The sequence below is a fragment of the Cryobacterium sp. AP23 genome, assembly GCF_054075385.1.
In genome coordinates this window covers 3337948-3358618 of the sequence record NZ_CM133415.1, presented here as the reverse complement: position 1 = coordinate 3358618, position 20671 = coordinate 3337948, and the positions used below count along the sequence as shown (strand labels likewise).

The following is a 20671-nucleotide window of genomic DNA, read 5'->3' as shown; positions in this document are numbered from 1 at the left end:
GCCCAAGCTAGCGGCCCGGGCCCCGACTGCGCCGCCGACTACTGGTTGAGGACGACGTCCATCTCGTTGAAGAACTGGTCGACGGCTTCGTCGACGGTCAGGGTGCCGAAGTTCAGTTCCGTACCGATCAAGCGGAACTTCTCCTCGAGGGTTCCCGCGCCGACGATCGGAACGGGCGGGGCATCGCCGAGGCGATCCGCGATCGAGTCCTCATAGTCGCGAATCTGGGCATCCAGGCCACCCAGGTCCGCTCCTTCAAGCTGAGTCGACGATGCCGGCAGGCCGCGGCTGGTGCCGAAGATGGCACCGACCTCGGGCGAGTTGATCAGGAAGTCCACCAGGGTGGCGGCGGCCTCGGGGTGCTCGGTCTTGGCCGAGATGGCGTGCAGCATCGAGGGCTTCTGGTAGAGGTCCTTCGCCCCCTCCTTCGTCACCGGCGGGGCCACCAGGCCCAGCTCGGTGTAGCCCTCGCCGAGTCCGCCGAGGTAGGCGGCACCGAAGTTGTCCCAGGTGAGCTCGCTCACGGTCTGGGCGGTGTCGAACCCGGCCAGCGGGTAGACCTCTTCGAGGCGCTGCTGGGGAATGACGACGCCGTCACGCAGCGGCGCGGAGTCTTCCCAGAACTTGGCGAGGTCCTTCTTGTCGAAGCCGGGCTCGGCATCCTCGCTGAAGAGGTAAGAACCCTCTGACCGCAGCTTCAGCTCGAAGTTCTGGATGCGTCCGCCCCAGTCCGAGCCGCCATAGATGCCTTCGGCGCTGCCCGCGTCGGTGGCCGTCTTCATCCACTTGTCGTAGTCGTCCCAGCTGGTGCCGCCCTCGTAGGCGTCGACGCCGATCTGCTCGAGCAGCTTCGGGTTCTGGTACAGCCCCCAGGCGTTGGTCGAGGTGGGGATGGCGGTGGTCACGTCGCCGACGACTCCGATGCCGAGGATGTTCTCGGACAGCGGCTCGGTGTCGATGATGTTGCCCAGGTACGGGTCGAGATCGAGCAGCAGGCCGTTCTCGGAGTACTGACGCAGGTAGGAGTAGTCGAACTGCATCACGTCGGGCAGACCGCCACCGGCGGCCTCGGTCTGGCGCTTCTCCCAGAACTCCGGGAACCCGAGGAACGAGCTGTTCACCGTGATGTTCGGGTATTCCTTGTTGAAGGCGGCGATAGCTTCGGTGTAGAAGCCGGCCCGGACATCGTTTCCCCAGAACGCGAAGTCGAGGGTGACCTTCTCGTCCGGGTCAAAGGTCGCGGCCGGCTCTGCGGCGCCGCCCGTGCTGCCGGAACCCCCGGCGCAGCCGGAAAGCACCAGCGCCGCGGTTACCCCGATCGCTGCGACTACGGCCGCTGCGCCTGGTTTGCGAATTGTGAACATCCTTGTCCTCCTGGAAACGTCTGTGTCATCCTGGTGCTTTTCCTCTGGCGAGAAAGCGCTTTCCAGAACAGTAACCCATGAATCAGCGTCGGTCAACGCTTCCTGACAAGCGCAGCGAATCACGGTCGTCGCGGTCACACACGAGCACGCCGTCGGTGACACGCAGGATCGCCGCTTGGATAGCGCTCACCCGGGCGGCCAGGCCACTGGCGGAGCCAAGTTCGGAACCGTCCCAGCCCGGGTGGGTGAAGTAGAACAGCACCGCGCGGTCACCGTCGACGACCACGTCGCCGTGCCGCCCGAACGTCGCATCGTCGGGTCGTTCGCCGGGTCGACCGAGGATCACCTCGTCGGGTCCGCCCTGGCGGCGCCACGTCTGGGCGTCGTCGGAGCGATACACACCCTGCCCGCGCCACTCGTCCACGATCATCCACCACCAGCCGTCGAGACTGAAGACGTTGGGGCCCTCGTGCGGGCGGCCCGGGATGGCGACGCCCCGCACCGTCCAGGCCGCGAGGTCGCCGCTCTCCGCAACCCAGGTGGTCGAGCCGGCGGCTTCGTCCTTGTACCAGAGCCGCCAGAGGCCGTCGTCACCGCGCTCGACGCAGGCGTCGATCACCCGGTCGCTGCCCAGCGTGAGGGTCTGCACCCGGGTCCAGTTCCACAGGTCCGGGCTGTGGAACTCCACGATGTGCCGGGCGTGCCCCGGCCACTGCTCTGGAACACCGTCGATCATCGTGAGGTACATCCGGTAGCGGTCGCCGTCCCAGATCACCTCGGGCGCCCAGTGCGTGTTCGGGCCCGCCCCCTCGTCGAGGCCGTCGAGCACGCCCGTGTACTCCCACCGATCACCGGTGTCGCTCAACGCGACGCCGATCCGGCTGCCGTGCACCCACGCCACGCCCGGCTCCTCCACGGATGCCCGACGCTGGGTGTAGAACATCCACCACTGGCCGGTGCCCCGATGGCGGATCACGGTCGGATCGGTGGCCCCGTCGAAGACGGGGTCACGAAACAGCGGCGCCCGGGGCATTCGCGGTGCGCTGGTCGGTGACGGGGCCCTCGAGGCTGGCGCAGCGGGCGGCGTCGTCCCGGAGCGTTGCCGGCGTCACGACCCGCCCGGTTGCTGCCGAGGAGTACACGGCCGTGGCGATTTCGAAGGCCACTGCGGGAGTTCCGGCGGTGACCGGCAGGGCTCGCCCGGCGCGCAGGCTGTCGTAGATGTCGCGCAGCAGCACCTCGTGCCCGCTGGGTTCCTCCACGGCGGGCAGCGCCCATCCGGCTGCCTCGGCGGCGTCGATGTGCGGGGCCGGCGTGATCGACCAGTTGTCGTGGCCGTGGCCGTAGAGGTGATCCACGGTGATCGTGGCCTTCTCCGTGTCGATGCGGATGGAGCTGGTTTGGCGCGGCGACAGCACGCTGGTGATCACGGATGCGACGGCGCCGTTCGCGAAGGTCAGCACCGCGGTGGACACGTCTTCGGTGTTCACGTCGCGGGCGAGCCGCCAGAGCTGGCCCTGCACGCTGGCCCAGTCGCCGAGCAGCCAGGCGAGCAGGTCGATCTGGTGGATGCCCAGGCTGACGGTGGGGCCGCCGCCGTTGCCCCAGTCGCCCCGCCACGGCACGTCGAAGTAGGCCGGGTCGCGGTACCAGAGCGTCTGGCAGGTGGCGACCAGGGGCCGCCCGAGCGCGCCGCCGGCGAGCAGGCCGTGCACGTGGGCGGCCGCGGTGCCGGAGCGCTGCTGGAAGACCACGGCGAGCTCACGGTTGTTGCGGGTGGCGGCATCCGTCATCGCGTCGAGCTCGTCGAGCGACAGGGCCGGCGGCTTCTCCACGACGACGTGGGCGCCGGCGTTGAGGGCGCGGATGGACTGGTCGGCGTGGAAGCCGGACGGGCTGCAGACGTGCACCACGTCGACCGGCCCGGCGGCGAGGAGCTCGTCGACGCTGTCGTAGGTCGCGGGAATGCCCCACCGGGCGGCGAAGGCGGTGGCGTTGTCGGTGCTGATGTCGACGGCCGCGACGATCTCGGCGCCGGGATAGGCGAGGATCGCCTGCGCGTGCTCGCCGGCGATCGCTCCGGTGCCGACGATGGCCACGGTGAGGGGTGGACGGACGGGGGTCATGGCGAAACCTTCCACTATTTCGGGGATGCGTTCAGGGCGGCCAGCCCGGCCTCGGCGAGTCGTGCGGCGCCGAGGTGGTCGCTGTTGCCGTCGGAGATCACCACGGCGTAGCGCAGCCGCAACACGTCACCGGGGGCCACGGGCACCTCCGTGCTGAAGAACGGGGCGGGGCAGAGGGCGGCGAAGTGCTCGGTGCGCGCGAACCACTGCGGCGGCGAACCGTGGTTGGCGGGGTCGTCGACCATCACGATGGTCGACCAGTTGCCGCTGCCGTCGTGCTGGCCGGAGAAGCCCAGCCACGGTTCCCGGGTGCCGCGCAGTTCTTCACCGCCGCTGCCGCCGGGCGCGTGCAGCAGCCCGCCGGTGAACGAGCGCGGGCCGCGCCAGAACAGGCCGCCGTAACCGGCGTTGTCGCGGCCGCGGGTGGTGGGCGAGCCGATGCTGATGGTCGCGTCGGTCACGTTGCGCATCGCGGTGGTGAAGACCAGCGCCCAGGACCGGTCGTCGATGATCTCGCAGCTGAACTCGCGTTCCTCGGTGAAGACGAGGACGCCGGCCTCGGTGATCCAGTCGAGGTCTTCGCTCACCCGGGCCGGCGCTCCCCCGGCGGTTTCGCGGAAGCCGCGATGCCGTTGGGTGCCGTTGTTGGCGAGCTGCACGTAGCCGCTGTCCCGCACGAAGGTGGGGCCGCCCCAGAAGTTCTCGTCGCCGACGACCGGCAGCGACCAGGCGATGCCCTTGTGCCAGACGTGGTCGTGTGGGCGGAACAACGAGACGAGTTCACCGCCGAGGGTGCGCAGCGGGCTCAGGTACGGCCGGGGAGATTCGAGCTGCGCATCCTGCGGTTCGTAGACGTACTCCGCGAGGACCAGGCCGTCCCGCTCGAAGCCGAGCCGGCCCGGCTGCTCGCGGCGAAGCTGGATGTCGCGGTTCACGGGCGCTCCCTGTTGGATCATCATTGATTTTCGCATCCGTCGCCGGCTCGCTCGAGCCGAGCGGGAAAGCGATTACCAGCAGCCTATCGGCTCAGCTTTTCAGGTCAACCGGTTGGGGCGTGACGGCGAGGTCGGCGATCAGGACCGGCTGCCCGGTGAGGAGGGACTGGTTGCCGGCGATGCCCACGGACACCGCGCGCACGCCGTCGGCGTAACCGGCGACCCGGCCGAGCGGCTCGTCGACCAATACCCGGTGGAAGAGGTGCTGCAGCAGGAAGGCGTCACCGCCGCCGTGGCTGCCGATGCCGTCGGGGATCGGCACCTCCTGGGCGGCCTCCCAGTGCCGATGCAGCACGAGGTGCTCACCGTTGGGGCGCACCGGGTCCACCGTGGCGCCCTCGGGGTTGGCGCTCGGGTCGATGACGACGGTGCCGTCGGCTTCGATGAGCGCGGCGCCGCGCTCGACTACCTCCAGCTCGGCGCGGCCGGCGGTGCCGTTCACCGTCACCCGGTAGCCCTCCCACGGGCTGTGGGCGTTGAGCGAGTAGCTCATGGTCGCGCCGGAGTCGTAGTCGACGAGCAGGGCCAGGTTGTCTTCGATCGTGATGCCCTCGGCGAAGACATCGCGGTCGCGGATGTAGCCGTCATACTTTTCGTTGTCGAGGTAGAGCTCTTTCATCCGCGGCTCCTTGGTGAGGTCGAGCGCGAACGGGTCGCCGGCGACGCCCACGCCGCGCGCCGGGCGGGGGCCCAGACCGCGCGCCTGGGCGTTCTCGGCGCCGTAGAAGCGCAGCCCGCCGCTCGCGTAAACGCGTACCGGGGCGGCCGCGATCCACCAGTTGACCAGGTCGAAGTGATGGGAGGCCTTGTGGATGAGCAGGCCGCCGGAGTTGACCTTCTCCCGGTGCCAGCGACGGAAGTAGTCCGCGCCGTGCACGGTGTCGAGCGCCCACTCGAAGTGCACCGAGGTGACCTGGCCGATGGCGCCGCTGCCAATGAGCTGGCGTAGCGCACTATTGCGCGGGCTGTACCGGTAGTTGAAGGTCGTGATGACCTCCTTGCCGGTTTCGGCGATCGCCTCGGCGATCTGTCGCAGGCTCTCCGAATTGATCGTGAGCGGCTTCTCGACGACAACATCCGCCCCGGCACGCAGGGCCCGGCACACGTAGTCGGCATGGGTGTAGTCGGGGGTGGTGACGATGACACGATCGAGCTTCTCGGTGCGGATCATGGCCTCGAACTGGTCCGGCGGGTAGCGTACCGGGATGGTGGCGCCGATGGCGCGGAGGTCGCGCTCGTAGAGGTCGATCCGGCCGGGGTTGATGTCGCTCCAGGCCACCAGTTCGGCCACATCGGAGTGCTCGCCGGTGAGGGCGCCGATGTACATGCCGGCGCGGCTGCCGGTGCCGATCAATCCGTAACGTTCGATGTGCGTCATTGCCTATCCTCGCTTCGTCGTCGCGCCTTCCGGCCGGCGCGCGAGTCGTCGACGCCGGTGCAACCACTGCGGGAAAGCGCTATCTCAGCTTAGGGGCGCTGGGGGCGGATGACCAGATCCCGGCGCATCCGCTTCTGTTCCCCCTCCGGACAAATGGTCCCGGTGCGCCGGGACCACTTGTCCGCACGGGGAACATTTCGTGGTGGCGGGACGCTGGCTCGCGGTGGCGGGGCGGCTAGCTGGTGACGGTGCGGCGGCCCTCGAAGGCACGGCCGAGGGTGACCTCGTCGGCGTACTCGAGGTCGCCGCCGACGGGCAGGCCGGAGGCCAGGCGGGTGACCTTGATCTCGAGGGTGGTGAGCAGGCGGGAGAGGTAGGTGGCGGTGGCCTCGCCCTCGAGGTTGGGGTCGGTGGCGATGATCACCTCCTGCACGGTGTTGTCGGCGAGGCGCGTCATCAGCTGGCGGATGCGCAGGTCGTCGGGTCCGACACCGTCGATGGGGCTGATCGCCCCGCCGAGCACGTGGTACAGGCCCTTGAACTCGCGGGTGCGCTCGATCGCGACGACGTCCTTGGCCTCCTCGACCACGCAGATGGAGGTGGGGTTGCGACGCGGGTCGCGGCAGATCATGCAGGTCTCCTGCTCGGAGACGTTGCCGCAGATCTCGCAGAACTTCACCTTGTCGCGCACCTCGAGCAGCACGTTGGCCAGGTTGGTCACGTCGAAGTTCTTGGTCTGCAGGATGTGGAACGCGATCCGCTGCGCCGACTTCGGGCCGATGCCGGGCAGGCGGCCGAGCTCGTCGATCAGTTCCTGAACGATGCCTTCGTACATGTAGTTAGTCGTTCCTCTGTCGCGAGATCGGGTCGTGCGGCTGCTCTTCGATGAAGGTGGCGCCGAGGATTTCACGCACTACGGCCTCACCGTAGCGCTGCTTCTCCGCGAAGGCGGGCGAACGGCGGCCGTTGGCGCCCGGGGCGCCGCCGCGCTGGGCGGATGCGGCAGGTGCGGTCGGCGCGGATGCGCCGGGCGCCTGCTGCCGCGGTGCCTGCTGGGCCTGGGGTGCCTGCTGCTGCTGCGACGCGCGGTTGTCGCGTGCGGGTTCCGGCGGTCCGGAGAAGGACTGCGGGTCGGGCGGGTAGTCGTCGTAGGGCGGCGGCTCTTCGTCGAACGGCGGCTCGAAGTCGGGCTCGGGCGCATAGTCGGGCGCGGATGCCGGTTGCGGCGCCGCGGCGGATGCCCCCGCTGCCGGACGGGCAGTCGGTGCGGAGGCGTGGGTTGCTGCCGTCGGAGCGCCGGATGCGGGTGCGTTGGCGATGGGCCCGCTGGTCGGACCGGGTGCGTGGGTCGCGGCGGCGGTCGGCGCGGCGGATGCCGGCGCGCTGGCAACGGGACTGCTCGACGGGGCGACGACGGCCGGCTCGGTGGCGGCGGTCTCGGCGGCGGCCAGGGCGGCCGCGGATCCGGGGATCACCACGGTGGCCCATCCGGTCGCCGTGGTCGGCGGTGCCAGCGTTGCGGTGGCCGTGGCGGTGCCCGAGGTCGATCCGCCGGAGTCGGCGGCGGGCGCGCCGAAGGCGGACGAGTTCGTTGACGGGGAGGCCGAAGCCGACGACGACGACGTCGAGGTCGGCGGAAGGCGGATCGCAGGAGCAGCCAGCGGTGCCGAGCTGGATGGCGCCGAGCTGGATGGCGCCGAGCTGGACGGTGCTGAACTCGACGGCGCCGTGGTGGACGAAGCCGAACTGGTCGGCGCCGTGGTGGACGAAGCCGAACTGGTCGGCGCCGTGGTGGACGGCGCAGTGTTGGACGACGCTGAACTCGACGGCGCTGTGTTGGCCGCCGGAGCGCCCGACGGTGCTGAACCGGATGATCCCGACGGCGCCGTGTTGGACGGGACCGGGGAAGAACCCTCCGCCACTTGCCCCGGTGCGGACGAGTTGCCCCCGCGCACCGGGGCAACTCGTCCGGAGGGGGGCAAGTCGGTGGACGAAGCCGCCGCGAAGGTTTCGGAGTCGGCGCGTGCGATGAACTTGACGCGCAGGCCGAGCACCTTCACGATGGCGCCGCGGAGGAACTCGCTGACACCCTGGCCGGGTGCCTGCTGCGCCTTGAAACCCTGCATGTCCTGCTCGCTGGGGAAGGACAGCACGAGGATGTCCTCGCCCCGCAGGTCGAGCACCCGAGCGGTGTAGACCACGAGCCAGGCGCTGAGCTTGACGTCCTTGACGGCGTCGAGGATCTGCGGCCAGGCGTCCTTGATCTGGGCCAGGGTGACCGGGCCGACGGGCATAACGGGAGCGGCCGGCGCGGTCGCGGCGGCGGGTTCGGTCGAGGCCGGCGCAGACGCGCCGGTGCCGGCGGATGCCGGCGCACCCGAGTCGGCGGCGCCGGTGGGGGCGGTCGCGGATGAGGGGGCCGCGGCGCCGGAGGACGCGGACGTGGCAGGGGCCGCGTCGGAGGCGGGTGCGCCGGTGGCTGGGGTGGAGTCTGAGCCCGCGCTCGTGCCGGTGGCTGCGGTCGCGCCCGTGGCCGCGCCGGCCGCGGCGGCGGTTTCGGCGGGGGTGGCGGCCGGGGACCCGGGCACGCGGGTGGCCCAGCCGGAACTGGCCGGGGCGGGCGCGGGCGATGCCGTCGGGGTGCCGGCCGGCGAGGCCGCAACCGGGGCTGCGGCCGGGGCCGGGGCGGCCGAGGGCGGACGGGACGACGCGGAGGCGGGCGCGGCCGGGGCCGGCGCATCCACCGGGCCGCCATCGACGCCGATGCGGCGTTCGAGGCGCTCGACGCGAGCGAGCGCGCCGCGGGTGGTGTCGTCGGTGGCGGGGATGAGGGCGCGGGCGATCATCAGCTCGAGGTGCAGGCGCGGCGAGGTGGCGCCGGTCATCTCGGTGAGGGCGGCGTTGAGGATGTCGGCGGTGCGGGAGAGCTCGGCGGGGCCGAACTTGCTCGCCTGCACCTGCATCCGGTCGAGCTCGTCCTGCGGCACACCGCGCAGCACGGCGGCGGCGCCCGCGGCGCTCGTGGCGGCCACGATGATGAGGTCGCGCATGCGCTCGAGCAGGTCCTCGACGAAACGGCGCGGGTCCTGGCCGGTCTGGATGACCCGGTCGACGGCGTCGAACGCGGCCGAGGAGTTGCGGGCGGCGATCGAGTCGATGGCGTCGTCGAGCAGCGTGGCGTGGGTGTAGCCGAGCAGGGCGACCGCGCGCTCGTACTCGATCGCATCCGTGTCGCTGCCGGCCATGAGCTGGTCGAGCAGGGAGAGGGTGTCGCGGGGCGACCCGCCGCCGGCGCGCACGACGAGCGGCAGCACACCGGGGGCCACGGTCATGTGCTCGCTGTCGCAGAGCTGCTGAACGTAGTCGAGCATGGGCGCGGGCGGCACCAGCCGGAAGGGGTAGTGGTGGGTGCGCGAGCGGATGGTGCCGATGACCTTCTCGGGCTCGGTGGTAGCGAAGATGAACTTCACGTGCTCCGGCGGCTCTTCGACGATCTTGAGCAGCGCGTTGAAGCCCTGCGGGGTGACCATGTGCGCCTCGTCGAGGATGAAGATCTTGTAGCGGTCGCGGGCCGGGGCGAAAATGGCGCGTTCGCGGATGTCGCGGGCGTCGTCGACACCGTTGTGGCTGGCCGCGTCGATCTCCACCACGTCGAGGGAACCGCTGCCGTCGCGGGACAGCTCGACGCAGCTGGGGCAGACGCCGCAGGGGGTGTCGGTGGGGCCCTCTGCGCAGTTGAGGCAGCGGGCGAGGATGCGGGCGGAGGTGGTCTTGCCACAGCCGCGGGGCCCGCTGAAGAGGTAGGCATGGTTGACCCTGTTGGTGCGCAGGGCGGTCATGAGCGGATCGGTCACCTGTGACTGACCGATCATTTCGGCAAAAGTCTCTGGCCGGTAACGGCGATACAGGGCGGTAACCACGAGGTCAATCGTACTTGCTGCCACCGACACGACGGTCGGTTCGGTCCACAGGCAGGGTCGCCAGGTCTCGACAAGCTCGACCAGCGGGATGGGCGCGTACCGCGGGCATCCGCGGCGCGACACGGGGTGGGTGGACACCACCCGAGTTGCCCCCGTGCGGTCGAGTTGCCCCGGTATAGCGGGGCAACTCGTCCGCAGCGGGGCAACTCGGTGGCCGGGCGCGGGCGGGCGCGGGCGGGGGCGGGCGGGGCGGGCGGGCAGCTAGAAGTCGGTGTGGCCGAGGTCGGGGCGGGCAACGAAACTGGCGCGCGCGGACCCGGTGCCCTGCAGGCAGAGGATGACGAGCTCGTTCTCCGCGCGCAGCACGGGGCCGGGCACGTAGAGGGTGGTCTGGGGTCCGCGATCCCAGAACCGGCCGAGGTTGAAACCGTTGATCCAGGCCTGGCCCTTGCCCCAGCCGGCGGTGCTGAGGAACAGGTCGACCCCGGGCTCGGCCACGAACCGGCCGCGCGCGAACGCGGGGCCGCTGAGCGAGTCTGAGTCGAGGATCGTCGCGGTCGGCGTCGCGGTCGGGGTGAGATTGGCGGCGAGATCGAAATCCACGTCGAGGTCGAGGTCCACGGATCCGGTCGGCAGAAGCACGCCCCGGCGACCCGGCTGACGGGCGTACAGGGCGCTGTCGGCGCGGGCGAAGCCGTCCACGTCGAGGGGCAGCACCTGCCAGTCGGCGAGCTCGGCGCCGTCGAGGGTGGCGGGGCCGATGAGGCCCTTGTCCTCGCCGATGCGGGGGCCGTAGTTGACGCGGCCCTGGTCCTCCACGAGGAGGTCGAGGCGCTCCCCCGGTGGCAGGCTGATCGAGCGGTCGTGGTGGTCGCGCTGCAGGACACCCACCGGGGTGCGGTCGACGAAGACCTGCGCCCGGTCGCGCACCTCGCCGAGCGAGAACACCCGCGCTCCCGGCACCAGCCGGCTGCGGTACAGGGCGAACCCGGTGTACTGGCCGAGGGCATCCATGCTCGGCAGGCCGGCGACCGGATCGGCGGACACGTCGGTGAGTTCGGGCAGCGCGTCCCAGAGCGAGACCGACTCGCCCAGCGCCACCGTGAAGACCGGGGCGGGGCAGGCCGGGGCGGGCAGCTCGGCGGGCTCCCCCGCGTACCGGGCCAATACCTGGCGGAAGGCGAGGTACTTGGCGGTGATCTCGCCACTCTCCGACAGCGGGGCGTCGTAGTCGTAGGACGTGACGGTGGGCTGGTAGACGCCCTTGTCGTTGGCGCCGTTGGTGAAGCCGAAGTTGGTGCCGCCGGTGAACATGTACAGCGACACGGATGCGCCGGTGGCGAGCAGGTCGTCGAGCTCGCGGGCGCTGTCCTCCGCAGAGGTGGTGTGGTGGTGCGCACCCCAGTGGTCGAACCAGCCGTTCCAGAACTCGGCGCACATCAGCGGGCCGGTCGGTTGGTGGCGGCGCAGGGTGGCGAGCCGGTCGGTGGCGCGGGAACCGAACGAGCCGGTCTTGTGCAGCTCGGGCAGGCTGCCGTCGGAGAGCATCTGGTCGGTGGGCTGGTCGATGGTGGTGAGCGGCACGGTGATGCCGCCGGCCCGGTTGAGCTCGATGAGCGCGCGCAGGTAGTCCTTGTCGTCGCCGTAGGCGCCGTACTCGTTCTCGATCTGCACCAGGATGACGGGGCCGCCCTGGTCGATCTGCCGGGACGCCACGATCGGCAGCAGCTGGGCGAAGTACTCGGCCACCGCGGCCATGTACAGCGGTTCGTTGCGGCGCACGCCCACGGCGGGGTCGGCGAACAGCCAGCCGGGCAGGCCGCCGTTGTCCCACTCGGCGCAGATATATGGGCCGGGGCGCACGATGGCGTACATGCCCTCGGCGGCGATCAGGTCGAGGAACCGGGCCAGGTCGAGTTGCCCGGCGGTGTCGAAGTCGCCGCGGGCGGGCGAGTGAGCGTTCCAGGCCACGTAGGTCTCGATGGTGTTCAGCCCCATCAGGCGGGCCTTGCGGATGCGGTCGGCCCAGTGGTCGGGGTGCACCCGGAAGTAGTGGATGGCCCCGGCGAGCACCCGGAACGGCTGCCCGTTGAGGAGGAAGTCCTTGTCGCCGATCGCGAAGGTGCCCGGGGTGGCGGTCGAGGTGGCGCCCGTCGAAGTGGCAGGGGTGGTCCCGGTCGAGGTGCCGGGGGTGGTGACGTCGCCCATGCTCAGGCCTCCGTTCGGGGGCGGCGCAACACGGCGACGCCGGTGGCGGGCAGGGTGAGCGCGTCGGCGGCGAGGGTGCTGCCGCCGAGGTCGAGCGCGCCGAGGCGGCCGTCGGCCGGGGTCAGCGCCACGGTCACCGGCTGCGCGGAGTGGTTGATGTAGAAGAGGTACTCCTCGTCGCGGCCCTGTCGCACGGCGAGCTGCACGGTGCCGTGCACATCCGCCGGCAGCGGTGAGCTGATGCCGGCCTCGGCGGCGAACCGGCCGACGAGGGCGGTGAGGGCGGTGCGGTCGAGCACCGTGGCCACGAAACTGGCCCGGCCGGTGCTACCGGCGCGACCGGACCCGGCCGGGACGACCCGGCTGGTAATGGCCGGCACGCCGGGGAACGGGCCGTCGTCGAACCGGGCGAGCACCTCGACGTCGGGCTGCACGGTGACGTCGTGGGTGAGCAGCGACCCGGTGGAGCCGGCCGGCAGGTCACCGGTGAGGGTGACGGTCTGGCCGGGCAGCAGGCCGCCGAACTCCTCCGCACGCACGCCGAGCAGCTCCCGGAACGCGCCGGGATAGCCGCCGGGGTGGATGTGGTCGTCTTTATCGGCGATGCCGGAGAACACGCCGACCACGAGGTGACCGCCGGTGCGGGCGTACTCGGCCAGGGCATCCGCCAGGTTCTGCGGCACCAGGTAGAGCATCGGCGCGACCACGATGTCGTAGCCATCAAGTGCAGCGCCGGTGAGGCCGTGCCCGTTCAGCACCGATCGAGCGGGCACGATGTCGGCCTGCACGCCGTTCGCGAGCGCGGCGGTGTACCAGGCCATGGCCTCGGCCTTGTAGCGCAGCAGCTCGGTGGGGTGCGAGTCGAGCTCGGAGGCCCACCAGGAGTCCCAGTCGAAGAGGATGCCGATGCGGGCCTGCTTGGTGCGACTACCGGCGACCGAGGCGAGGTTGCCGAGTTCGGCGCCGAAGCGGGCGACGCTCCGGAACACTGTGCTGTCCTCCCCCGCGTGCGGCAGCATCGCGGAGTGGAACTTCTCCGCGCCGGCCAGGGACTGGCGCCACTGGAAGAAACAGATCGCGTCGGCACCGTGCGCCAGGTGGGTGAGGCTGTCGCGGCGCAGCTGGCCGGGCGACTTGGCCTGGTTCACCGGCTGCCAGTTCACGGCACTGGTGGAGTGCTCCATCAGGAACCAGGGGGCGCGGCCGGCGATCTGGCCGGTGAGGTTGGCGGAGAACGACAGCTCTTCGAACGCGGCCGGGTCGGCCACGAGCAGGTAGTGGTCGTTGGAGACCACGTCGATCTCGCCGGCCCAGTCGGCGTAGTCCATGCCGCGGGTCTCGCCCATCACCATGAAGTTGGTGGTGATCGGCACCTGCGGGGTCACCTGGCGGAGAATCTCGCGCTCGGCGATGAGGTAGTCCTTGAGGGCGTCGCTGGAGAAGCGAGCGAAGTCGAGCTGCTGGGTGGGGTTCGGATGCGTGGCCGCGAGGCGCGGCGGCAGGATCTGGTTCCAGGTGGTGTAGTTCTGCGACCAGAAAGCGGTGCCCCAGGCCCGGTTGAGCTCGACGAGCGAGCCGTAGCGGGCATCGAGCCAGTCCCGGAACGCCACGGCGGCGTCATCCGAGTAGTCGTAGACGTTGTGGCAGCCGAGCTCGTTGCTGATGTGCCACATCGACAGGGCCGGGTGGTCGGCGTAGCGCATGGCCATCTTCTCGACCAGCGCGAGGGCGTAGCGGCGGAAGATGGGCGAGGTGGGGCGCCACTGCTGGCGGCCGCCGGGCCAGATGGTCTCGCCCTGACGGTTCACCGGGAGCACCTCGGGGTGCAGTTCGGTGAGCCACGGCGGCGGGCTGGCGGTGGCGGTGGCGAGGTCGACGGCGATGCCGTTGGCGTGCAACAGGTCGATGGCGCGGTCGAGCCAGCCGAAGTCCCAGGTGCTGGGGGTGGGCTGCAGCAGCGCCCAGGAGAAGATTCCGACGCTGACGATGTTGACGCCGGCCGCGCGCATCAGGCGGACGTCCTCGGCCCAGACCTCTTCGGGCCACTGCTCGGGGTTGTAGTCGGCGCCGAAGCCGATGCGGGCGGCGCCGGCGGGCAGGCTCTCGGTGCCGTCGGCGAGGGTGTGCGCCTCGGGCCAGCGCACCCAGCGGGGTGCGGTGGTCGGGTCCGAGTCAGCGGGTCTCGACAAGCTCGACCAGCGTGTGGTCGCGACCATTCCGTTGGTCGAGCTTGTCGAGACCTCGTGACGTGCCTGGACGCTCATGCTGCGACCTTGGCGGAGAGACGGACGATGGACCAGGACAGGGCGGGCAGCTCGACCGTGACGGCGGTGCCGTCATCCGTCAGCACGACGTCGGCCAGGCCCACCGGGCGCACCGTGTCCTGATGGTCGACGGCGTTGGTGGCGAACCGGTCACCGCCCGCTGGCGCGAACAGGCTCTGCGCGGAGAGCACCGCGGCGGCGGGGGCGCCGGCCAGGTCCACCTCCAGGGTGAGCGGGCTGGTGCTGGAACGGTTGACCAAATACAAGACGATCTCCTCGTCGGTTGCGGTTGCCGCGGCATCCAGCAGGTCGACGGTGCCGTGCTGGGCGGTGTCGTACGTGTCGGAGTGGATCGTGGCGGCCAGGACGGCGCCGCGCGCGGCGGCGGCGGTGAGGGCGAAGGGGAAGAAGGTGGTCTGGCGCCAGGCCGGGCCGTTCGGCTCGGAGCGGATGGGCGCGATCACGTTCACGAGTTGGGCGAGGTTGGCCATGGAGACCCGGTCGCTGTTCTGCAGAAGGGTGATCAGCAGTGAACCGACGACGACGGCGTCGCTGACGTTGTACTCGTCTTCGATCAGGCGCGGCTGGGTGTTCCAGTCGCCGGCGAAGAGCGGGGCCTTGTCGACCTCGTTGAACCGGGTCTGGTACCAGACGTTCCACTCGTCGACGCTGATGCCGACGAACGTGTCGAGGCCCTGCGCAACGGTGACCTCGTCGATGATCTGGGCGACGTCGCCGATGAAGCGGCTGAGGCCCACGCCGGAGGCGAGGAAGCTGCCCAGGTCGCCGGGCTTTTCCTCGTAGTAGGCGTGCAGCGAGATGTGGTCGACGAGCTCGATGGTGTGCTCGAGCACGGTGCGTTCCCAGCTGCCGAAGGTGGGCATCTCGGCGTTGGAGCTGCCGGCGACGACGAGTTCGACGCTCGGGTCGACCCACTTCATCACCCGGGCGGTCTCGGCGGCGAGGCGGCCGTATTCGTCGGCGGTCTTGTGGCCGATCTGCCAGGGGCCGTCCATCTCGTTGCCGAGGCACCAGACCCGGATGCCGAACGGTTCGCCCTGGCCGTTGGCCCGGCGCTGGTCGCTGAGCGCGGTGCCGGCGGGGTGGTTGGAGTATTCGAGCAGGGCCGCGGCTTCCGCGATGCCCCGGGTGCCCAGGTTCACGGCCTGCATGATCTCGACGCCGGCCGCATCCGCCCAGTCGGCGAATTCGTGCAGCCCTACCTCGTTGGTTTCGACGCTGTGCCAGGCCACGTCCAGGCGCGTCGGCCGGTCGGCGACGGGGCCGACGCTGTCTTCCCAGCGGAAACCGGAGACGAAGTTGCCGCCGGGGTAGCGGATCAGGCTGGGGTTCAGCTCGCGCACCAGGTCGAGCACGTCCTGGCGGAAGCCAGCCGGGGTGGCGGTGGGGTGGCCGGGCTCGTAGATGCCGGTGTACACCGAGCGGCCCATGTGCTCGACGAAGGAGCCGAACAGCCGGGACGAGACGGGGGCCACGACGTCGTCGCGGGTGATGCTGAGCCGGGCGTGAAACACGGGGGTGGTCCTCTGGTTGGAAGCTGATGATGCACGAAGGGTGGGCCGTCCCGGTCGGACTGGCCCACCCTCCTTACCGCGGTGTTACTCGGTGACGGTGAAGCCCTGCTCGTTGCCGTAGGACGCGATCGCCTTCTGCCAGGCGGTCAGGCCCTCGTTGAGGTCGGACTTGTCGGCGTAGGACTGGCCGACGGTGTCGGAGAAGATGCTGTTCGAGTAGACCTGGAACGGCAGGTAGCTCCAGCCTTCGACGACGTCGCTGGCGGACTGCACCAGAACCTCGTTGATCTTCTGGCCGCCGAAGTACTCGCTCTCGTAGCCGAGGAACTCGTCGGACTCGAGGTCGGCGACGGTGGACGGGAAGCCGCCGGCGTCGATGGAGATCTGGGTGCCTTCACCGGAGTTCATGAACTCGACGAAGCCGGCCGCGGCGAGCTTGTTCTTGCTCTGGGCGAGCACGGCGTCGCCGCCGCCACCGTTCTCGGCGCTGGCGGTGTCGCCGGCCTCGTAGACGGGCAGCGGGGCAACACGCCAGTCACCGGAGGCCTCCGGCACGCCGGACTCCAGGTTGCCGGGCATCCAGGCGCCGATGTTCAGCGTGGCGATGGTGCCGTCGCCGAGGCCGCGGTACCACTCGTCGCTCCAGCTGGCGGTCGGGGCGATGAGGTCGTTCTCGATCAGCTGGTTCCAGGTGTCGGCGAACTTCTTCGAGCCCTCGTCCTGCAGGTTGATCTCCACGTCGGTGGAGTCGGTGGTGGTGAACGGCTGGCCGCCGGCCTGCCAGATCATGCTGGTGGCGAAGCCGGCGTCGCCGGTGTCGTTGGTGATGTAGGCATCCGGGTTGGCGGTGTGCAGCTTCTCGGCGGTGGCGATGTACTCGTCCCAGGTGGTGGGGACGGTGAGGCCGTACTGGTCGAAGACGGCCTTGTTGTAGAACATGGCCATGGGGCCGGAGTCCTGCGGGAGGGCGTAGACGCCGCCGTCGAGGTTCACCGAACCCCAGGTGCTGGCGGTGTACTGGTCTTCGAGCGAGTCCATGCCGAAGTCGCTGAGGTCGACGAGGGCTTCGGAGAGCGCGAACTGCGGCAGCGCGTAGTACTCGATCTGGGCCACGTCAGGGGCGCCCGAGCCGGCCTTGATCGCGTTCTGCAGCTTGATGTACTGGTCGTTGCCGGTGCCGGCGTTGACCACGTCGACCGTGACGTTGGGGTACTTGTCCTCGAACGCGGTGGCGATGTCTTCCACGGCCGGGGCCCAGGCCCAGACGGTGAGCGTGGTCTTCTCCTGCAGTGCGGCCTCGATGTCGTCGGCGTTGCCGGTGGTGGCTCCGCCTCCGCCGGTGGAGGCGCAGGCTGCGAGGGAGACGCTCAGGGCGAGTCCGGTGGCGACGGCGAGCGCGGTGCGGCGCAGGCGGGTGTTGCTGTGTGGTGCCTTCATTGGGGTGCCTTTCACTTCCTTGTAAACGGATGTTCGGTGCTGTGGGATGACGGATGGTGCGGGTTGGGCAGGTACTACGGGTGAGAAGTTGCGGTTACGCCTTGACGGAGCCGGCGGCGAGGCCGGACTGCCAGTAGCGCTGCAGGAACAGGAACGCCACGACGATCGGCACGATCGTGAGCAGCGAACCGGTGATGACGAGGTTGTAGATGACGTCGCCGCCCACGGTCTGGGCCTGCATGTTCCACTGCTTGAGACCGACGGTGAGCGGGTACCAGGTCGGTTCGCTCAGCATGATCAGGGGCAGGAAGTAGTTGTTCCAGGTGGCCACCAGGGTGAACAGCAGCACCGTGACAAGGCCGGGGGCCAGCAGCTTGAGCGAGATGGTGAAGAAGGTGCGGAACTCGCCCGAGCCATCCATCCGTGCGGCCTCGAGCACCTCGGTGGGCACCGCGTCCATGGCGTAGGTCCAGATCAGGTACAGGCCGAACGGGCTGATCAGCGAGGGCAGGATGACCGCCCACGGGGTGTTGGTGAGGCCCATCTGGCTGAACATGAGGAAGGTGGGCACGGCCAGCGCGGTGCCGGGGATGGCGACGGCGCCGAGCACGACCGCGAAGACGGCCTTCTTGCCCGGGAAGTTGAACTTGGCCAGGCCGTAGCCGCCGAGCGCGGCCAGGAAGGTGGCCCCGCCGGCGCCGACGACGACGTAGAGCACCGTGTTGCCGAACCAGCGGACGAACACGCCGTCGTTGTAGGTGAGGGTGGCGACGATGTTGTCCCAGAGGGCGAAGTCGCCGGAGAACCAGAGGCCGAACGAGTTGAGCAGTTCGGACTGGGTCTTGGTGGAATTCACGAACAGCCAGAACAGGGGCAGCAGGCTGTAGATCAGCAGGGCGCCCATGACCACGGTGAGGATGATGGACTTTCGGGTGTGCAGGCCCTGGTTGGACTTGCCGGCCTTCTTCTCGCTGGTGTAGCGGGACATCCGCGGCGCCTTGTCGGCCTTGTCGTTCACTCGGGTCTGGTCAATGGTCGACATCTCAGACCTCCTTTCGCGAACCGGAGTTCTGCACGATGTAGGCGATGACAGCGGTGATGAGGCCGACGATGATCGCGATGGTGGCCGAGTAGTTGTACTGCTGACCCGAGAACGACAGGTTGTAGGCGTACATGTTCGGCGAGAAGTAGGTGGAGATGGTGTTCGGGGCCAGCGACTGCAGGATGCTCGGCTCGTTGAAGAGCTGGAAGCTGCCGATCACCGAGAAGATGCCGCCGATGACGATCGCGGGGCGCAGGGCCGGCATCTTGATGCTGCGGATGATGCGGAACGCGTTGGCGCCGTCGAGGGACGCGGCCTCGTAGAGGTCGGTGGGGATCACCCGGAGGGCGGCGTAGAACAGGATCATGTTGTAGCCGATGAATTCCCAGGTGACGATGTTGCCGATCGCGGCGAGCACCCAGCTGGCCCCGAGCGGGTTGGGGATGGCGAGGTCGAAGAAGTCGTTGAGGTTGCCGACCAGGCCGAACTTGGTGCCGTACATGAAGCCCCACATGAGGGTGGCGACCACGGCGGGCACCGCGTAGGGCAGGAAGATCGCGATGCGGAAGAAGCTGGACAGGTGCAGGCGCGCGCTGTCGATGGCGAGGGCCGCGAACAGGGCGATGCCGAGCATGATCGGCACCTGCACGACGAAGAACAGGGTGACCCGGCCCATCGACTCCCAGAACTTGGGATCGGTGAGCGCCTGGCCGTAGTTCTCGAAGCCGACGAAGGAGTTGCCGCCGACGAGCTGGTCCTTGAAGAAGCTGAGGTAGATCGAGTACAGCACCGGCGCGATGAGCACGAGGGCGAAGACGATCATGAACGGGCCGATGAACTTCCAGCCGGTCCAGTCGCGCTTCTGCACGTGCGGTTTGCGGGGCTTCTGCAGCGCCTGGGTACTGGGGGCCTGGCCACTAGGGGGGAGTGTTGACAGCGTCGTCATGCCTGTTTTCTCTGGCTCGGTGGTGGTGCAATGGAGGGTGAAACCGGAACGCCATGTTTACGTAAACATTCCGTGTTGAGCACGCTAGCATGTTTACGTAAACATATTGAAATTTTTCTGGGACCCGGGAGGGCACGTGGCAACGATGAGCCCGACCGACGGCACGGCCGACGGCGTGCGCTCCGCTCCCCCGGTGCGCGCCGGGCGCCAGCCGTCGATGGCGGATGTCGCGGCGCTGGCCGGGGTGTCCTCGCAGACGGTCTCCCGGGTGGTGAACGCCCGCAGCAACGTGGACGCCGACACCCGCGACCGCGTGCTCGCGGCCATGGACGAGATCGGCTACCGGCCCAACAGCGCCGCCCGGGCGCTCAAGTCCGGCCGGTTCCGCACCATCGGCGTGATTATGTTCACCCTGTCGAGCTTCGGCAACATGCGCACCCTCGATGCCGTCGCCACCGCCTCCGCCGAAGCCGGCTACTCGATCACCCTGCTGCCGGTGGCGCTGCCGACCCAGGGCGAGGTCGCCGGCGCCGTGAACCGGCTCGCCGAGCAGGCCGTGGACGGCATTGTGATCATCATGGAAGCGCACATCCTGGACCGGATCGACGTAACGGTGCCGACCGGGCTGCCCGTCGTAATCGTCGACTCCGACGCCGGCGCCCGGTACACCGTGGTGGACACCGACCAGACCGAGGGCGCCCGGCTGGCCACCCAGCACCTGCTCGACCTCGGGCACCGCACGGTGTTGCACATCGCCGGGCCCGAGTCGTCGTACTCGGCCGGGCGGCGCACGGCATCCTGGCGGCAGACGCTCGAGGCAGCCGGCGCCACGGTGCCGCCGGTTTTGGTGGGTGACTGGAACGCGCAGAGCGGGTACGAGCACGGGGTGCGGCTCGCCGCGGACCCCGCAGTCACGGCGATCTTCGCCTCCAACGACCAGATGGCCCTCGGCGTGATGCGGGCCTTGCACGAGGCCGGCCGGTCGGTGCCGGCATCCTGCAGCGTGGTCGGCTTCGACGACATGCGCGAGGCGGATGCGTTCTGGCCGCCGCTGACCACCGTGCACCAGGACTTCGGCCAGGTCGGCCGGCTCTGCATCGAGAAGCTGCTCGCCCAGATCGACTCCCCCGCGGCCGTGGGCCCCGGCACCACCATCGTGCCCACCCACCTCGTGGTGCGAGCGAGCACGGCGCCCCCGCCCCGCTAGCTGCACCGCTTTCGGCCGGCGGATGCCGATAGGGCGCCCCGACTCGCTGGTCGAGCTCGTCGAGACCCCGTGACGTGCCTCAGGGCGCTGCCGTGGCATCCGCAGGCCGGCTCACCGGGTCCACTTCGACAGGCTCAGCACGGCGTCGACAGGCTCGACCAGCGGGACGGTTGCGACGCGCCCGAAACCCACGGATGCCTATGGGGCGCTGCCGCGGCGTCCCCAGGCCGGCCCACCGGGTCTACTTCG

At 69.7% G+C, this 20671-nt stretch carries 14 protein-coding genes and 1 pseudogene; 2 read left to right on the top strand and 13 right to left on the bottom strand.

Going from position 1 to position 20671, the window contains the following annotated elements:
• Nucleotides 1-38: 38 nt before the first annotated feature.
• The 6 genes from ACU5E9_RS15900 to recR form a co-directional block, all read right to left on the bottom strand.
• Nucleotides 39-1364: an ABC transporter substrate-binding protein gene (locus ACU5E9_RS15900; protein ID WP_456810860.1), complete on the bottom strand. Its 1326-nt coding sequence runs from the start codon at nt 1362-1364 to the stop codon at nt 39-41.
• Between the two features lie 82 nt (nt 1365-1446).
• Nucleotides 1447-2340, bottom strand: coding sequence for a family 43 glycosylhydrolase (locus tag ACU5E9_RS15895; protein ID WP_456810859.1), 894 nt, complete (start codon nt 2338-2340; stop codon nt 1447-1449).
• A gap of 31 nt (nt 2341-2371) precedes the next feature.
• Nucleotides 2372-3490 (bottom strand): Gfo/Idh/MocA family protein, encoded by a 1119-nt coding sequence (locus ACU5E9_RS15890; protein WP_456810858.1) that lies wholly within the window; start codon nt 3488-3490, stop codon nt 2372-2374.
• A 14-nt stretch (nt 3491-3504) separates the two neighbouring features.
• Entirely contained in the window at nt 3505-4449 is a 945-nt protein-coding gene (locus ACU5E9_RS15885; RefSeq protein WP_456810857.1) for a DUF6807 domain-containing protein, read from the bottom strand.
• Between the two features lie 67 nt (nt 4450-4516).
• The gene (locus ACU5E9_RS15880; RefSeq protein WP_456810856.1) at nt 4517-5863 is read right to left on the bottom strand and encodes a Gfo/Idh/MocA family protein; all 1347 of its coding nucleotides are present in this window, start codon (nt 5861-5863) and stop codon (nt 4517-4519) included.
• A 235-nt stretch (nt 5864-6098) separates the two neighbouring features.
• Nucleotides 6099-6698, bottom strand: coding sequence for a recombination mediator RecR (gene recR / locus ACU5E9_RS15875; RefSeq protein WP_456810855.1), 600 nt, complete (start codon nt 6696-6698; stop codon nt 6099-6101).
• 482 nt (nt 6699-7180) lie between these two features.
• Between recR and ACU5E9_RS15870 the strand changes: the two genes are divergently transcribed.
• Entirely contained in the window at nt 7181-8059 is an 879-nt protein-coding gene (locus tag ACU5E9_RS15870; RefSeq protein ID WP_456813559.1) for a pentapeptide repeat-containing protein, read from the top strand.
• Here the strand turns inward: ACU5E9_RS15870 and ACU5E9_RS15865 are convergent.
• The 7 genes and pseudogenes from ACU5E9_RS15865 to ACU5E9_RS15835 all read right to left on the bottom strand — a co-directional run.
• Nucleotides 7957-9735 (bottom strand): annotated as a pseudogene (locus ACU5E9_RS15865) (DNA polymerase III subunit gamma and tau); the annotation flags it as partial. The gene ACU5E9_RS15870 and the pseudogene ACU5E9_RS15865 sit on opposite strands and share 103 nt — an antisense overlap.
• A 309-nt stretch (nt 9736-10044) precedes the next feature.
• Nucleotides 10045-11991 (bottom strand): glycoside hydrolase family 35 protein, encoded by a 1947-nt coding sequence (locus ACU5E9_RS15860; protein ID WP_456810854.1) that lies wholly within the window; start codon nt 11989-11991, stop codon nt 10045-10047.
• 2 nt (nt 11992-11993) lie between these two features.
• Nucleotides 11994-14255: a beta-galactosidase gene (locus ACU5E9_RS15855; RefSeq protein WP_456810853.1), complete on the bottom strand. Its 2262-nt coding sequence runs from the start codon at nt 14253-14255 to the stop codon at nt 11994-11996.
• Complete coding sequence (gene arfA / locus ACU5E9_RS15850) at nt 14252-15790, bottom strand: arabinosylfuranosidase ArfA (RefSeq protein ID WP_456810852.1); 1539 nt, start codon at nt 15788-15790, stop codon at nt 14252-14254. The genes ACU5E9_RS15855 and arfA overlap by 4 nt, the downstream gene beginning before the upstream one ends.
• Nucleotides 15791-15874: 84 nt before the next feature.
• Nucleotides 15875-17227: an ABC transporter substrate-binding protein gene (locus ACU5E9_RS15845; RefSeq protein ID WP_456810851.1), complete on the bottom strand. Its 1353-nt coding sequence runs from the start codon at nt 17225-17227 to the stop codon at nt 15875-15877.
• Nucleotides 17228-17321: 94 nt separating this feature from the next.
• On the bottom strand, nt 17322-18269 hold the full coding sequence (locus ACU5E9_RS15840) for a carbohydrate ABC transporter permease (RefSeq protein WP_456810850.1): 948 nt from the start codon (nt 18267-18269) through the stop codon (nt 17322-17324).
• 1 nt (nt 18270) lies between these two features.
• The gene (locus ACU5E9_RS15835) at nt 18271-19215 is read right to left on the bottom strand and encodes a carbohydrate ABC transporter permease (protein WP_456810849.1); all 945 of its coding nucleotides are present in this window, start codon (nt 19213-19215) and stop codon (nt 18271-18273) included.
• Between the two features lie 145 nt (nt 19216-19360).
• On the opposite strand from ACU5E9_RS15835, the gene ACU5E9_RS15830 reads away from it, so the two are divergent.
• Nucleotides 19361-20422 carry a LacI family DNA-binding transcriptional regulator gene (locus ACU5E9_RS15830; RefSeq protein WP_456810848.1) on the top strand — a complete coding sequence of 354 codons (1062 nt, stop codon included), beginning with the start codon at nt 19361-19363 and terminating at the stop codon, nt 20420-20422.
• Nucleotides 20423-20671: the final 249 nt, after the last annotated feature.

Bases quoted from the DNA above. Each gene is read 5' to 3' on its own strand.
- ACU5E9_RS15900 (WP_456810860.1), bottom strand. From the start codon at position 1,364: ATGTTCACAATTCGCAAACCAGGCGCAGCGGCCGTAGTCGCAGCGATC.
- ACU5E9_RS15890 (WP_456810858.1), bottom strand. From the start codon at position 3,490: ATGACCCCCGTCCGTCCACCCCTCACCGTGGCCATCGTCGGCACCGGA.
- ACU5E9_RS15885 (WP_456810857.1), bottom strand. From the start codon at position 4,449: ATGATGATCCAACAGGGAGCGCCCGTGAACCGCGACATCCAGCTTCGC.
- ACU5E9_RS15880 (WP_456810856.1), bottom strand. From the start codon at position 5,863: ATGACGCACATCGAACGTTACGGATTGATCGGCACCGGCAGCCGCGCC.
- recR (WP_456810855.1), bottom strand. From the start codon at position 6,698: ATGTACGAAGGCATCGTTCAGGAACTGATCGACGAGCTCGGCCGCCTG.
- ACU5E9_RS15870 (WP_456813559.1), top strand. From the start codon at position 7,181: ATGGGCCCGCTGGTCGGACCGGGTGCGTGGGTCGCGGCGGCGGTCGGC.
- ACU5E9_RS15860 (WP_456810854.1), bottom strand. From the start codon at position 11,991: ATGGGCGACGTCACCACCCCCGGCACCTCGACCGGGACCACCCCTGCC.
- ACU5E9_RS15855 (WP_456810853.1), bottom strand. From the start codon at position 14,255: ATGAGCGTCCAGGCACGTCACGAGGTCTCGACAAGCTCGACCAACGGA.
- ACU5E9_RS15845 (WP_456810851.1), bottom strand. From the start codon at position 17,227: ATGAAGGCACCACACAGCAACACCCGCCTGCGCCGCACCGCGCTCGCC.
- ACU5E9_RS15840 (WP_456810850.1), bottom strand. From the start codon at position 18,269: ATGTCGACCATTGACCAGACCCGAGTGAACGACAAGGCCGACAAGGCG.
- ACU5E9_RS15835 (WP_456810849.1), bottom strand. From the start codon at position 19,215: ATGACGACGCTGTCAACACTCCCCCCTAGTGGCCAGGCCCCCAGTACC.
- ACU5E9_RS15830 (WP_456810848.1), top strand. From the start codon at position 19,361: ATGAGCCCGACCGACGGCACGGCCGACGGCGTGCGCTCCGCTCCCCCG.